This window comes from Trichocoleus sp. DQ-A3, from assembly GCF_039961975.1.
In the GTDB taxonomy this organism is placed as follows: domain Bacteria; phylum Cyanobacteriota; class Cyanobacteriia; order Cyanobacteriales; family FACHB-T130; genus FACHB-T130.
Map to the genome: position 1 here is coordinate 50,380 of NZ_JAMPKC010000008.1, position 14,501 is coordinate 64,880.

The window sequence follows — 14,501 nt, forward strand, 5'->3', positions numbered from 1 at the left end:
GGTCCGAGAGCGAAAAGCCGAAAAATAGGGATTTTCTTAAGCAAAAGGATGACTTTCTGGGCGCAAAGTGCCAGAAAACCTGGTAATCGCAGTTTGAGGAGAATCCGATCTGTCTATTCCGCTTGGAAAACTTGGGAGAAACGACTGAGATTGATTTTGCAGAGTATATTAAATTGGCAGCTTGCTCAAGAGGCTGCGATCGCCATCGCTTTCTACCATTTTGGATTTTAGATTATAGAAGACGAGCTAGCGATAGCGAAGCGCTGACTTGTCAGTTCGCGTCTGGAGCCAGCTGCCACTTCCAACAATTGATTGGCGGCGACCTTTAGGTGAAATCGTATCCGGCTTGCTCTTTGCTCATTATCCCCTAAACCCATGACCCAAACCGTCTGGATTGCAAGACACGCCAACCGCCTCGACTTCGTGAACCCCGACTGGTTCTTAACCGCCGAACGTCCCTACGATCCACCCCTGTCTGAGGATGGCGTGGAACAAGCCAAACAACTCGCGCAGCGCCTGAAGGGAGAAAAGATTGCCCATATTTTTGCCTCGCCCTTCCTGCGAACGGTACAAACGGCGCACCAAGTTGCACAAGTGCTGAATTTACCCATCAAACTTGAGTCTGGCTTAAGCGAATGGTTAAATCCTCACTGGATGCCAGCGATGCCTGAAAGATTGTCAATGGAAGCATTGCACGAGCAATTTCCCCAAATTGACCTCAGTTACACTTCTCGCGTAATCGCGAATTATCCCGAAACTGGGGAAGAAGTAATGGAACGCTCTGGGGAAGTCGCAAGACGCCTTGCATCTGAGTTTTCCGAAGATATCTTATTGGTGGGTCACGGTGCATCAGTGCTGGGTGCAACTCTCGGTATCCGGGGGGGTACAGCCGAAACTGAAGTAAACGCCGCGCTGTGTTGTTTGGTTAAGCTGGTGCGCGATGGTGAAGAATGGGTGATGGAACTCAATGGAGATGTTTCTCACTTGAGTCAAACTGAAAAAGTCATCCGGTTTAATTAAGGTCATGGGATTGTTATTAGCAGGGGATATCGGGGGTACTAAGACGATTCTGCGCTTGGTAGAAGCGTCTGATTCTGGGGAATTATTGCAGACTCTGTATGAGGAGATTTTTCCCAGTGGCAATTTTCCCGATTTGGTGCCAATGGTGCGGCAGTTTTTGACGGCAGCGGCTGGACAACTCGGCGAGACACCGAAACCGGAAAAAGCTTGTTTTGCGATCGCGGGTCCTGTTGTCAACAACACCTCTATCCTGACCAATCTATCTTGGTCGCTTGATAGCAAACGGCTGGAGCAACAATTGGGAATCGCTGCGGTTGGTTTAATCAACGATTTCGCTGCCGTTGGCTATGGTGTCTTGGGTTTAACTGAATCAGACTTGTACACTTTGCAAGCTGGCAAGCATCAGGAAGACGCCCCGATTGGCGTGATTGGTGCGGGTACCGGCTTAGGACAAGGGTTTTTAATCCGCTTAGCATCCAACGCCCATAAAGTGTTCCCCTCGGAAGGCGGACACGCTGACTTTGCACCTCGCTCGGAGTTAGAATTTCAGCTGTTGAAATATCTGCTCGATAAGCACAATATTCAGCGAATTTCAGTCGAGCGAGTGGTTTCCGGTCTAGGCATCGTCTCAATTTACCAGTTCCTAAGAGATCGGAAAATTGCTGAGGAATCGTCAGAAATTGGGCAGATGATTAGAAACTGGGAACAAGAGATCGGGCAGAAAGACAAGACGATCGATCCCGCGGCGATTATTGGTAAAGCTGCTTTGGAAAAGAGCGATCGCTTGTGCGAACAAACGATGCAAATCTTTGTGGAAGCTTACGGTGCCGAAGCCGGGAATCTCGCTATCAAACTATTACCTTATGGCGGTTTTTACGTTGCTGGTGGCATCGCCGCCAAAATTCTGCCGTTGATTCAAGAAGGCAGTTTCCTCCATGCCTTTCTGAACAAAGGTCGCGTGAGTCCGTTACTCGAAAGAATGCCGGTGCATATTGTGCTAAATCCTCGAGTGGGACTGATTGGAGCCGCCGTCTGTGCTGCTAGATTGTAGCCAGTGTCAATGATTGGAAACGCTTTCGGATCGCGAAGGGAATCGCTTTCGGATTGGCAAGAGAGGATACTTTGGCGTCTTTACAAATTTGCTGTCCCGAAAGCGTTTAATTATTATTTAAAAATCAAATCTAGCCGCTGCTGGGCGTTTTTGAGTGCTTCCTGGGGCGAACTTTTGCCGAGTAAGACAGATTCCAGTGCTCTGCCGACATTTTCGGAAACCCGATTATAACCCGTGAAGATAGGACGCGATCGCCCAAACTTTGCTTGCTCTAAAAACACTTTCACTGCCGGTTGTTCCGCGACAAAGGCTTGATATTTGGCACTTTGCCGCGCCTTCATATTTACGGGTAGGTAGCCGGTACCGAGTGCCCATTCGGTCTGAAATTCCTCTCCCGCAACATATTCAGCAAACGTCCATGCCGCTTTTTCTCGGTCTGGGGTTGTTTTTAAAATAAACAGATTCTCGCCCCCCGTCGCCGTAGCTTGTTCTTTTTGTGCTGGGATGGGGAAAACGCCAAAATCAACGCCAGTGGCTTTCAGTTGCCCCAGCGTCCAAGGGCCAGTCAGTTGCATTGCGACCTTTCCGGCAAGGAAGTTATCGGTTTCATAGCCTCGTTCTGGTAGAGACAGAATGGTTGAGCCGTCTTCAATTAAATTGCGCCAAAATTGAAGGGCAGCGATCGCGCCTTGATTGTTGGCTAAAGCGATCGCAGAAGCTTCTTGCCCTTGGGCATTTCCCAACTCACCGCCGCCACTCCACATAAATGGCAACCAAAGGAATACTGCAAATTCTCCCTTTCCTAAGGGCAAAAATATCCCGTGTTGGTCGATGCGCTTGTCGCCATTTGTATCGCGGGTTAAAGTACGAGCAACTTGCCGCAATTCGTCCCAAGTTTTGGGCAAATCGGTTATTCCCGCTGCCTTAAACAAACTGGGACGATAAAAAACTCCGACATTATTTGTCCCAAACGGCACTGACCAAGTATGGCCTGCGTACTGCATTGATTCAAACAACGCGGGGTCAATTTCGTCGCGGACGGGGGATTGCGCCAGCCAATTTTCCATAGGCGCGATCGCATCCAATTCTACTAACTGACCCGTCAGCGTTGCGTTAAACCACAACAGATCCGGCGGCGCATTTCCCACTACCGCTGCCAAAATCTTCGGTAACTGCTGATCCGCTTGTCCCACATAAAGGGATTCCACCTGAATATTCGGATGCGCCTGATTGAACTTGTCCACCAGCGACTGCAACACATCCCGATTCGGCGGCGGATTCACCCCTTGCCACAACGTCAGTCGGATGACATCCGCGGCTTCCGAACGCCCCGACTGTAGCTGACATCCTGCCAATCCTAACAGAACAATGCTTAATAGCAACCCCCGGCTCAAAAAACTCCACAGGTTTTGGAAAAAATTACTAGACCCGTTAAATCCAACTGACATAATTGAATGCCCAATTTTGAACCGAAACAGCTTTAAAATACTCATCATCAGCGACTAAAAGCCATCTTTTTGCTTAAAAACAATTGGTTTTTGCAAATATTTTTTACACTTATAATTTTCTTGCTTAAACTAAAACATCTGCTTGATTGATTTAAAGTAAAGCTTTAGCTATTGGCTACGCAGGGTATAGAAACAAGATTAAGAGGATGTCTGAGAAGTGTCAAAACTTTATTTTATCCTCCCAGTCCCCCTTAAAAAGAAGGGATAAGTTTCTCAAAGGCCCCCAATTTATCGGGAGATTTAGGGGGATCTCTACCGTTTAAGCGTCTCGATTATGACTTTTCAGACATCCTCCTAAGCGGATAGGCTTGGTATGAAGTACGGTTGATTTTTGTTTATCCTATGTTTGGACGATCGTATAAATAATTTCAGTCTATGGCTGGACATAGTAAGTGGGCAAATATTAAGCGTCAGAAGGCGAGAGTGGATGCAGTGAAGGGCAAAACCTTCACCCAGCTAGCTCGCGCGATTATTGTGGCAGCTCGCAGTGGTATACCAGACCCAGCAGGTAATTTTCAACTCCGCACGGCGATTGATAAGGCGAAGGCGGCTGGGATTCCGAATGAGAATATTGAACGAGCGATCGCAAAAGGTGCGGGGACTTGGGGAGCGGATGGCGCTCAGCTAGAAGAAATTCGCTACGAAGGTTATGGTTCCGGCGGCGTGGCGATTTTGGTGGAAGCGCTCACCGATAATCGCAATCGTACTGCCGCTGATTTGAGAGCGGCTTTTAGCAAAAATGGCGGTAATCTCGGTGAAACCGGCTGCGTCTCGTGGATGTTTGAGCAGAAAGGTGTCTGTATCCTGCAAGGAGTGGTTGACGAAGAGGAGCTATTGGAGTCGTCCCTGGAAGGGGGTGCTGAGTCCTACGAACTGACACAGGAGGAGGATACGGAGGGAGCCGACGTGTTTACCTCTGTGGCAAATTTGGAGAACCTAGAGCGAACCTTAAAGGAGAAAGGCTTTAAAGTCACCGAGGTGGAACTACGCTGGATTCCTAACAATACGGTGGAAGTTGGCGATTCACAGCAGGCGCGATCGCTCCTCAAATTGATTGACACCCTAGAAGGACTCGATGATGTGCAAAACGTTACCGCTAACTTCGAGATGGCGGATGAGCTGATGTCTCTGAGTTTAGTGAATGGCTAATTGATGGGAATTCTGTTTTCCCTGCCTTAAGAGCGATCGCGTGTCTCTACATCCGTCTTCAGGCGCGATCGCTATCTCTGTCTTAAGCGAGGTTAATCTCCGGTCGCCAGCTTATTAAATCTTAATATTGAGGCAAAACGAACTTGTTTCAGCGGCTCAGTTCCCTGAGCTGTCATTAAAGCAAAACAATCGGAGATTCATAAATGACATTTACTACCAACGACACCAGCAAACAAGCCTTACAAAAGTTTCAGGGCTTTGATGTAGATACTCAGCTTGCCATCCTGTGGTTCGGCTACCTCGACATCAAAGACCAACTGACACCAGCAAATGCCACTTCTGCCCAAGAAGAAGCTGCCGCCTTATACCATGCAATCCTGGCAATGCCCAAGGAAGAACAGCTACAGGCGCAACGCGACATCGCTTCACGAGCCGATACTGATATTAGCCGTGCCTATAAAGCTGTAAGTTCTAGCTCTAAGCTGGATGTGTGGCTCCGGTTAGCACAAGGCATGGACAAAGGTGAAATCATTACGGTGCCTTCTGACTATCAACTGCCCGAAGAAACCAACGATTTTGTTGCTCAAATCAAGCAACTGGACTTTGAAGAGCGGATTAATTTCACCCGCAGTGCTGTAATCGAAATGGGTGCTAAGTAGTCTGAAGTTGTGCCCTTTGAGAGTATGAAATCAGTCTTAAACATTGCACCGATTTTCAAAACACCTCTTCTAGAGACCGCTAATAAGAAAGAGGAAGCTTCTTCAGATGCCTAACCTTTAGCAAGCTTCCTCGTTATGCATCCCCCACTAATTGTTTTGCAATTAGTGGGGTAATTTTTTATTCTACCAAACTGCATCCAGAGCATCGGTGTGTTGTCCTCTCCCTAACCCAATACTTGTTGGCGTCCAAAAACCGAATCCCCAGCCACCAAGGGCAAGGAAAGAGCCTGGGGATTCGGTTGTTTACTAGACATCGCGCTTCTCAACTTGATTGCTCCATCTGTTCGCGTCACAATAGTAAATATTCTTATTGTTTTGACTAATTTTGTTAACAATGGCGCTGGAACAGACCGTTCAAACAATTTGGTCGCCGCAGACATCGGCAGCTCCACAAGGCTTTGACTATGACTTAGCGATTGTGGGCGGTGGAATTATTGGGGCAACTCTCGCTTGTGCCTTAAAAGATTCTGGGCTGCGGGTAGCGTTAATTGAGCGATCGCCCCAGTCTGCTGCTGTTGCCATCGGACGCGCTTATGCCATATCCCTCATGTCGGGGCGCATTTTCGAGGGTTTGGGGGTTTGGGATAAAATACTGCCTCAAATCAATGCATTTCAACAAATTCGCTTATCTGACGCCGATTACCCCGGCATCGTGCAATTTTCTCCCCAAGATTTAGGGACAGAAAGGCTAGGGTATGGGGCGGAACATCGGGTGCTGCTGACGGCTTTGCAGGATAGCTTGAGAGATTGCCCGAATGTGTCTTGGTTGTGTCCGGCGGAAGTGGTAAGTGCAGACTATCAAGCTGACGCGGTAGAGATCGAAATTGCTGTCAGAGGGGAGATCCCCCACTCTAAAATTCAATCTTCTCAAGCCTCGGAGATCCCCCCCAATCCCCCCTCAAACAGCGGGGGCGATCAGGAGAAGCAAACATCCAAAATCAGAACGCGCTTGCTGGTAGCGGCGGATGGGGCGCGATCGCCCATCCGCGAAGCCGCTGGTATCCGCACCCAAGGATGGCATTACTGGCAATCCTGTGTGGTGGCAACGATTAAACCAGAAAAACCCCACCAGAATATCGCCTACGAACGCTTTTGGCCGAGTGGCCCGATGGGGGTTCTACCGCTACCGGGGAACCGCTGTCAGGTTGTTTGGACTGCCCCGCATACAGAAGCGAAAGCTTTGAAGGAAATTGACGAAAAAGAGTTTTTGGCGGAACTGGAACGACGCACTGCTGGACTGTTGGGGCGTCTAGAACTAGAAGGCGATCGCTATGTTTTCCCGGTGCAATTGATGCAAAGCGATCGCTACACGCTTCCCCGACTCGCCCTGATTGGCGATGCTGCCCATTGTTGCCATCCGGTAGCGGGACAAGGCATGAATTTGGGGATTCGGGATGCAGCAGCGATCGCCCAAGTTTTAAAATCTGCCCATAATTTAGGGGAAGATATCGGGGATATACAGGTACTTAAACGTTACGAACGCTGGCGTAAACAAGAAAACCTAACAATTTTAGGCTTTACCGATTTCCTCGATCGGATGTTTTCTAATAATTGGTTGCCAGTCGTGGCAATTCGCCGCTTGGGTTTATGGATGCTGCGGCGAATTCGTCCCGTTAAGACCTTTGCTTTGCAGCTAATGACAGGGCTTAGAGGGCGTCATCCTGAACTGGCTTCTCGGTAAAAATTACCTCCGGTTGAAAAGGACGTACCTCGGATTGATTGCCATTCGAGATCCCGGCAGTCAAATTCTTTGCGGCTTGCATGATATCGGACGGCATCATAATCACTGTCGTCGTGTTATTTTCCGCCCCAATTTCTGTTAGCATTTGTAGGCGTCGCAGCTCTAATACAGCGGGGTTTTTCATAATCATTTGAGAAGCTTCGGCTAACTTAATTGAAGCTTCCTGTTCTGCCGCTGCTTTAATGAGCCTGGCTCGTTTTTCTCGAATAGCTTCCGCTTCTTTTGCCATTGCCCGTTGCATCGCTAGGGGAATTTCCACGTCTTTCATTTCCACCCGTTCAATCACAATCCCCCAAGGTTCTGTGATTTCATCGACTATTTCTTGGACTTTGGTGTTAATCTTATCGCGGCTTTGTAAGACATCATCCAGGATATTTTGACCAACCACATTCCGTAAAGTCGTCAAGGCGATTTGGTAAACCGCCATATTGTAATCTTCAACCCGATTGATAGCCTTTGACGGGTCAAGAATTCGGTAATAAAGAACAGCATTTACTTTAATCGTCACGCTGTCCGCCGTAACAGTTTCTTGGGGTTCAATATTTACCGTTTTGGTACGGACATCGATCTGCATTTTTTGATCGATCCAGGGAATAATCCAATACATCCCTGGCCCCATAACGCCCTTTGTTCTACCCAGTCGAAAGATGACGCCGCGTTCGTATTCTCGATCTAGTTTAAGTCCAGAAGCTGCTAGAACGAAAAAGAAAACTAAAAGTGTGCCTAGAGTGGTGCCCATATTTGGCAAAAGGAAATCGTTACTAAGCCCATTCTAGACTCGCTGACAGAGTTATAGCAGGATACTGATTACCAGCCGGATCTGGCAAACCAAAGCAGCAGTATGGATGCCACGCACAAAGTAATAAATTGCAAAACAATTATTTGAACTAACCACCGAATTGTTAAGATAATTTTCATAGCCTTCCCCTCACTTATAACTGGCTGAAAAATCGCGGATGTCTTCAATATTAGCGATTGATTAATGGAGATTTGTGATGAAAGGGTTGCCCAAATGTGACAACTTTTGTCCAGGTTTGTGATAAGTGTCACTTCCGCCTCGTCTTAGACGCTGAATTTGGCTGTGTCGAAAACTGGAATAACCAAAAACATAATCATTGTGGCATACCGTTTCATGCGAACAGCCCTTCCGTACACTATCGCTGAATCATAACAATACTCTTTTTTAACACGATGCTGGAGGTTTCCCCTAACCCCCCAATCATCCCGGATTTATGAGGAATTTTAAGTATAATAAAGCCCGATGAACCGGATTCATCTTGCCTGATGGCAGCCAAAGTATTACCAATTCGTCAACTTTCTTAGTATAGATTGCGAGTTTTCCGAGAGAATTCCATACTTTTTTAAGGAATAGACTCACTGTACAGACTTATGCAATCAACACTCGCGATTAGAAAGCCTCCAGTCCGCCGCCACCGCTGGTTTGAGAGATTGATGGCAATCATTGCCACGATCAACTTTGTTTTAGTGTTGTTTGACCTAAGTTACATCCCCTGGCGTGATTTCTACCTTCGGGAAATTCCCAGTCTGATTCAGGTGTACGATCCAATTAAAGGAATTGAACCGCATCGAGAAACACAGGCTTATCTCAATCGGGTGAACGAACTGGAACAGCAAGTGATGCAGACTGGGCTAGAGTCAGCAGAGGTAGAAAGCTTGCTACAGGACTTGCGTAGCCGCAGTAATGAAATGATTGAGGATAATCCATTTGCGCTGGCGAAGAAAAGCGGTGCTTTAGAAAAAATTAAGAATCAAGTGCGCGATCGCGTGGGGAAAGAATCTGCCCATCAAGCCTTTAATCAATTTTGGAGTCAAGCTTATCTTTCCCAAGCCGGTTGGCAGCAAGAACTCAACTTCTTTAATACAGAAACTCGCCCTCTGATTCAGACTAACTACTATCGCAGTTTGGGAATCAATGGAAAATTTTTTGATGAATTTTGGTTGCTTGACTTACCGTTTACAATTTTATTCGCTCTAGAATTTTTGGTTCGCACTTTCTATATCAGACGCCAATATCCTAACTTTAGCTGGCTACAGGGAATGCTGCGGCGATGGTATGACCTGTTTTTGCTGCTACCCTTGTGGCGGTGGCTGCGAGTTATTCCGGTAACGGTTCGCCTCTATCAATCTGAATTACTAAATTTTGAACCTGTCCGGCAGCAAATTAACCATGATTTTGTAGCTAACTTCGCTGAAGAATTGACTGAAATTATGGGGATACAGGTAATTAACCAAATGCAAGGAGCGATTCAACGCGGCGATCTCGCACGCAGGCTGTTTCATCCGGGGAATAGCCGCCCCTATATTAATATCAATAACACTAATGAGGTGCAAGCGATCGCAACCCGCCTGATTAACCTCAGTGTCCATAATGTTCTCCCCAAAATTCAGCCTGATTTAGAAGCTTTAGTACATCACAGTCTAGAAAGTAGTCTCAATCAATTTCCGGTTTTTCAGCAATTCCAAAATATTCCGGGTTTGAGCCGTTTACCTAGCCAGATTAGTGAAAATCTCGCTAAAAATTTATCTCAAACTGCTTACAGCAACGCCCTGAAAGCAGTTGAAGATCCAGTCGGGACAGAATTAACGACTCGGTTAATTGATAACTTTGGAAAAGCTTTAGAGGTGGAATTACAGAAAAAAGACAACTTTAAGGAAATCGAATCTTTACTGGTAGATATGTTAGAAGAAATCAAAATTAACTACGTTAAAGGCATTGCCGAAGCCGGAATGGATAAAATCTTAGATGAAGTGGAACAATTGCACCAAATTGTTCGGCGATAGATTAAGAATTTACCAGTTTTTTTCAAACTTAGCCTGGAATGAGCTAGGGATACGGTATTGCCGTGTCCCGGAGAGTGGCATCTACGCAACTCAGATGTTGCTATATTTCTTATCTTCTCTCCGGAAAACGAGGGAATAGAGAGATAAGGGAAGGGAGAAATCCTATTTGCGATGCTTAAAGAGAGGATAGAACCCCTTCTATGTAAATTTTTACAATTGAAATGCTCCCAAATAGTAGAACTTTGGCTGTCTTTGCTGTTACTCGAAAAAATATGCGCTAACACTATCTATATCCACTCGTGAAGTGCATCGCTTAAGCTTAATCTTCCAGTCATCTCAAAATTAGCGAGGCCGCTATGAAATCAATCGTGAGTAGTGTTAGCTTGTTGCTAGCAGTACTACACCTGGTGGGAATCAGCACAGAACGGGTACAGGCACAAGCAATCATTCCAGCACCCAATACTACTGCCACCGTATCTGGTGCGGAAGGGAAGATTCTTCTGGCACAAGCTGCTACCCCCACCAAATTAGACAATGCTTTCGACCAAGAAAATTTAACGGATATAGTGCCGCAAATTGAGCAAACTTGGGAAAAACAATATGAAGATTACTTTCGGCTCAATTTCTCCGACGAGTCAATTACAGCAAAGGATGTCGCCGATACTCTAGGCAAAATCGCGGTTCAAACGGGTCAAAAGCCTGCTCTAATTTATGTAGTGCCTAGAGCAAAACAACTAGAACTGGTGTTGATTACTCCGGGGAATCAACCGATTCACAAGCGCATCCCACAAGCGAAGAGTGAAATCCTGCTCAAAGAAGCGGCAAAGTTTAGAGAAAATATCGTAGATCCCAGACATCGGAATAGTACCCGCTATCTGCCAGCAGCGCAGCAGTTATATCAGTGGATTATTGCGCCACTGGAGGCAGATTTAAAAACAAATAAGATAGACACGCTAATCTTTTGTGTGGGTGCTGGTCTGCGGACGATACCGCTGGCAGCTTTCCATGATGGGCAAAAGTTTCTGGTGGAAAAGTATAATATTGGGCGCATTCCTGCCTTCAAATTGACAGATACCCTCTATGTCTCTCTAAAGAATTCGCAAGTTCTGGCGATGGGTGCGTCAAAATTCAAGGAGCAAACTCCCTTGCCTGCGGTGCCAGTGGAGTTATCTGCGATCGCGCAAAAGCTATGGCAGGGTAAATTCTTCTTAAACCAACAATTCACCCTGGCGAATCTGCAATCGCAACGCGCCTCAGAACCTTATAAAATTATTCACTTGGCGACTCATGCTTTCTTCGAGCCGGGAGACCCGAGCAACTCCTACGTTCAGTTATGGGACGCGAAACTAACACTGGATAAGATGCGGCAATTACGGTGGAACTCTCCACCCGTGGAACTGTTAGTCCTGAGTGCTTGTAGAACTGCTCTCGGCGATAAACAAGCAGAATTAGGCTTTGCGGGGTTAGCCGTTAACTCTGGAGCGAAGTCTGCTGTCGCCAGTTTGTGGTCTGTTAGCGATGAAGGAACCTTAGCGCTGATGACAGAGTTTTATCGGCAACTGAAAGCTGCGCCGATTAAAGCAGAGGCGCTCAGGCAAGCTCAGATAGGGATGTTGCAAGGGAAAGTACGCTGGCAAGATGGTCAGTTGCACAGTTCTAGAGGGGAGATATCCCTGCCGCCAGAACTGGCAGGAATTCAGAACGTGAATCTATCGCACCCCTACTATTGGGCTGCCTTTACCTTAGTCGGCAGCCCCTGGTAATTTTTGATGAATTAGAGAGGTCGATAGACGCGATAGTTGATTTCGGGGAAGATGTTGTCTATTTCCTCGACTTTTTCTAGCCAACCGCTGTCGATTTTGCCATCTTTGATTTCGTCGTAGAGCTTGTGGAAGCGCATCAAGTGCGATCGCGTTCTTCTCACCGCATAAGGCACCATCGTTCCGGTTCGCATAATAAACGCCCAGTCAGAAGATTGTGCTAGCAGCACTTCCCGCGCCGCTTGATTAAGCGCTTTCCACTCCAGCTCATCCGCTGGTTCCCGCCGCGCCAGCTCGATCATCCGCTCTGCTGCCTTATGCAAGTGCGGGTAAATCCATGCGTTCGTTTCATTCAGCCAATACTCGTGGAAGCCTTTATAACCCCAACTCGACTGAGAAGGACGGCAGACTTGCTGCGTAGGATTCTCTTGTAAATAATCAGCCAAATGCGTCATCCGATACGTGCCTTGGTCATACCAAGACTTGCGGAACAGATAATCGATAAACCAAGGACCTTCGTACCACCAGTGACCAAACAATTCCGCATCGTAAGGCGAAACAATGATTGGCGGACGCTGCATAATGTGGTGCAAATGCTCAACTTGCCGCTCTCGGTTATAGGTAAAGTTAGCAGCGTGTTCAGCAGCCTTTTCCCGCGCCCAATAAGGGTCATAAAGTTGCTTATCGCCCAACCCTAAACCGCGCCCAGTAATCTTGTGATATTTGATGCCCGTATTCTTCCGCTGACCGTTGGGCATGATGTAGGGCTTAATGTATTCGTATTCCGCTTCCCAGCCCAAATCTTTGTAAAATTCCCGATATTCCGCCGCACCGGGATAGCCGACTTCCGAAGACCACACCTGTTGCGAAGACTCGTGATCTCGACCAAAGGCAGCAACTCCGGTTTCTGTAAAGATAGGCGCATAAGAGCCAAAGCGGGGACGGGGACGGGCGTAGAGAATACCATGTCCATCCGTCAGGAAGTAGCGCAATCCCGCATCAGCGAGCATCCGCTCTAACCCTTCATAATAGGCGCATTCCGGCAACCAAATCCCTTTAGGAGGACGCCCAAAGTTTTGCTCGTAGTGTTCTACTGCGACCTGAATTTGTGCCCAGACTGCCTGAGGATACATCTTCATCAGAGGCAGGTAGCCGTGCGTTGCGCCGCAGGTGATGATCTCCAGGTTATTACTATCTAAAAATTGCTTAAACGCCGTTACCAAGTCGCCGTCATAGCGTTCCCAGGTTTGACGAATCTCGCTAAATTCATGAACGTAATGTTCGGCAAGATAGCGAATATGACCGTTATTCGCATTATGCTCAACTTCTAGTTCAACGAGTTCTTCCAGTTTCGCTAAGTGGTCATCGTAGCGCTCTTGCAGTAGCGGATCGCGCAGCATCGACACCAAAGGCGGTGTCATGCTCATGGTGATCTTGAAGTCAATGCCGTCCCGCTTTAAGCCTTCAAATACGTGCAGCAGAGGAATGTAGGTTTCGGTGATGGCTTCAAACAGCCACTCTTCTTCCAGAACGTAGTCACTTTCAGGATGCCGCACGAAGGGCAGGTGGGCATGGAGAACAAGAGCAAGATAGCCGATGGGCATAGTAATTCTGGGGTCTTAGATGGACATGAAATTGAAGCAGGCTGGGCAAAATTGAATTTATTTTAAGATTTTACGGCGAAAGCGAGTCAGCATTCGGCGGGTATCCCCAATAAGTTCCGGTGGTGGTTCGCCTATCCTGGTAATTGACGATCGATTTGCCTGCTCTGTTTTGAAATCAGCGTAAAGTTCAACCTGTGCTAAAAAAAGTAACTTTGACACTTAGCCTGTTAACCGGCGCTCTTTGCGTTGGTGGCTCTTTTCAATCTACGTTCGCCACTCCCCTTATTGTTGCCCAAGAAGCACCTGTCCAAACACCCGCCCCAGAACCAAAAGTCGCTCCATCCGCACCAGCTTCAGAAGCCTCCCCGGCAGCCTCCCCAGCACCGACCACTCAACCAGCGTCGTCTGAGGTAAAGCTGACTTTAGAAGATTTGCCTGCTGGGTTTCAGGAACTCCCACCGGATGTAGCCGTTGAGATTGCCTCCAAATTGGATGTTCTCAGACAACAACTAACGCAAGCGAACATGAAGCCGGAGAACTTCTTTGCTTTCGTTAATCCGGAGAACTACCAAATCGTTTTGGGCTTCACTGGAAATATGCCAAATCAGCCCGAACAAGCTAATTTTGATGCGGGTCTGCAAGAAATGCAGAACCCTCAGAAGCAACAACAGATGTTGAGCCTACTGCGGGAGAGACTCAAAGCATACCAGGGACTAGAAGTTGTAGAATACAAACCCCTGCCGGAACTGAATAACTTGGGGAATGCTTCTAGTGGGATGACGCTGGCTCTGAAGATACAACAGCAACCTGTGCGGATGGATATCGCTGCTTTTCGCCGAAATTCGACAGGAGCGTTAACAGCGGTGATGTACGTCAATGGGAAAAAGCCTGCGGTGCAGGTAGGAGATGTGGTTCGCAAGCTAGATAGCCGGATTTTGCAGGTGTCTCCTGCTGCCAATCTGCCTCGCGCCCGCTAAAGATCGATAGAAGGTGATCGCGCTGAGCTTTCTCTCTTCTGCCATAGAGGGGGATTGAAGGCGATCGCGTTGCCCAACCAGATTTAAATCCCTTTCGGGGACTTAAATCTGGTTGAAAGTTCGCGGTTTTTCTTTCCCCCGATACAGGCGGAATCGAATATGAGAGAGAT

At 47.5% G+C, this 14,501-nt stretch carries 11 protein-coding genes; 8 read left to right on the forward strand and 3 right to left on the reverse strand.

The genetic code is table 11. The features are described 5' to 3' along the window. Positions 1 to 375: 375 nt before the first annotated feature. Both NDI44_RS14465 and NDI44_RS14470 read left to right on the forward strand, forming a co-directional pair. Positions 376 to 1,020, forward strand: coding sequence for a histidine phosphatase family protein (locus tag NDI44_RS14465; RefSeq protein WP_190412168.1), 645 nt, complete (start codon positions 376 to 378; stop codon positions 1,018 to 1,020). A gap of 4 nt (positions 1,021 to 1,024) precedes the next feature. Beyond that, positions 1,025 to 2,071, forward strand: a complete 1,047-nt coding sequence (locus tag NDI44_RS14470) for a glucokinase (RefSeq protein WP_190412169.1) — start codon at positions 1,025 to 1,027, stop codon at positions 2,069 to 2,071. Positions 2,072 to 2,184: 113 nt separating this feature from the next. On the opposite strand, the gene NDI44_RS14475 is transcribed toward NDI44_RS14470, so the two are convergent. Continuing rightward, the gene (locus NDI44_RS14475) at positions 2,185 to 3,519 is read right to left on the reverse strand and encodes an ABC transporter substrate-binding protein (protein ID WP_190412170.1); all 1,335 of its coding nucleotides are present in this window, start codon (positions 3,517 to 3,519) and stop codon (positions 2,185 to 2,187) included. A gap of 435 nt (positions 3,520 to 3,954) precedes the next feature. Here NDI44_RS14475 and NDI44_RS14480 point away from each other — a divergent pair, with 435 nt between their 5' ends. From NDI44_RS14480 to NDI44_RS14490, 3 genes are all read left to right on the forward strand, one after another. Beyond that, a complete protein-coding gene (locus NDI44_RS14480) occupies positions 3,955 to 4,728 on the forward strand; it encodes a YebC/PmpR family DNA-binding transcriptional regulator (protein WP_190412171.1) in 774 nt (257 codons plus the stop codon). Between the two features lie 203 nt (positions 4,729 to 4,931). Beyond that, the gene (locus NDI44_RS14485; RefSeq protein ID WP_190412172.1) at positions 4,932 to 5,387 is read left to right on the forward strand and encodes an orange carotenoid protein N-terminal domain-containing protein; all 456 of its coding nucleotides are present in this window, start codon (positions 4,932 to 4,934) and stop codon (positions 5,385 to 5,387) included. A 394-nt stretch (positions 5,388 to 5,781) separates the two neighbouring features. Continuing rightward, complete coding sequence (locus NDI44_RS14490) at positions 5,782 to 7,128, forward strand: FAD-dependent hydroxylase (RefSeq protein WP_190412173.1); 1,347 nt, start codon at positions 5,782 to 5,784, stop codon at positions 7,126 to 7,128. On the opposite strand, the gene NDI44_RS14495 is transcribed toward NDI44_RS14490, so the two are convergent. Further along, positions 7,094 to 7,927, reverse strand: a complete 834-nt coding sequence (locus NDI44_RS14495) for a slipin family protein (RefSeq protein ID WP_190412174.1) — start codon at positions 7,925 to 7,927, stop codon at positions 7,094 to 7,096. The two genes, NDI44_RS14490 and NDI44_RS14495, sit on opposite strands and share 35 nt — an antisense overlap. Positions 7,928 to 8,577: 650 nt before the next feature. Here NDI44_RS14495 and NDI44_RS14500 point away from each other — a divergent pair. Together NDI44_RS14500 and NDI44_RS14505 are read left to right on the forward strand one after the other, a co-directional pair. Further along, entirely contained in the window at positions 8,578 to 9,990 is a 1,413-nt protein-coding gene (locus tag NDI44_RS14500; RefSeq protein WP_190412175.1) for a hypothetical protein, read from the forward strand. 356 nt (positions 9,991 to 10,346) lie between these two features. Continuing rightward, entirely contained in the window at positions 10,347 to 11,753 is a 1,407-nt protein-coding gene (locus NDI44_RS14505; RefSeq protein WP_190412176.1) for a CHAT domain-containing protein, read from the forward strand. Between the two features lie 11 nt (positions 11,754 to 11,764). On the opposite strand, the gene NDI44_RS14510 is transcribed toward NDI44_RS14505, so the two are convergent. Continuing rightward, positions 11,765 to 13,354: a glycoside hydrolase family 57 protein gene (locus NDI44_RS14510; RefSeq protein ID WP_190412177.1), complete on the reverse strand. Its 1,590-nt coding sequence runs from the start codon at positions 13,352 to 13,354 to the stop codon at positions 11,765 to 11,767. Between the two features lie 212 nt (positions 13,355 to 13,566). Here NDI44_RS14510 and NDI44_RS14515 point away from each other — a divergent pair, with 212 nt between their 5' ends. Then, the gene (locus NDI44_RS14515; protein WP_190412178.1) at positions 13,567 to 14,331 is read left to right on the forward strand and encodes a hypothetical protein; all 765 of its coding nucleotides are present in this window, start codon (positions 13,567 to 13,569) and stop codon (positions 14,329 to 14,331) included. Positions 14,332 to 14,501: the final 170 nt, after the last annotated feature.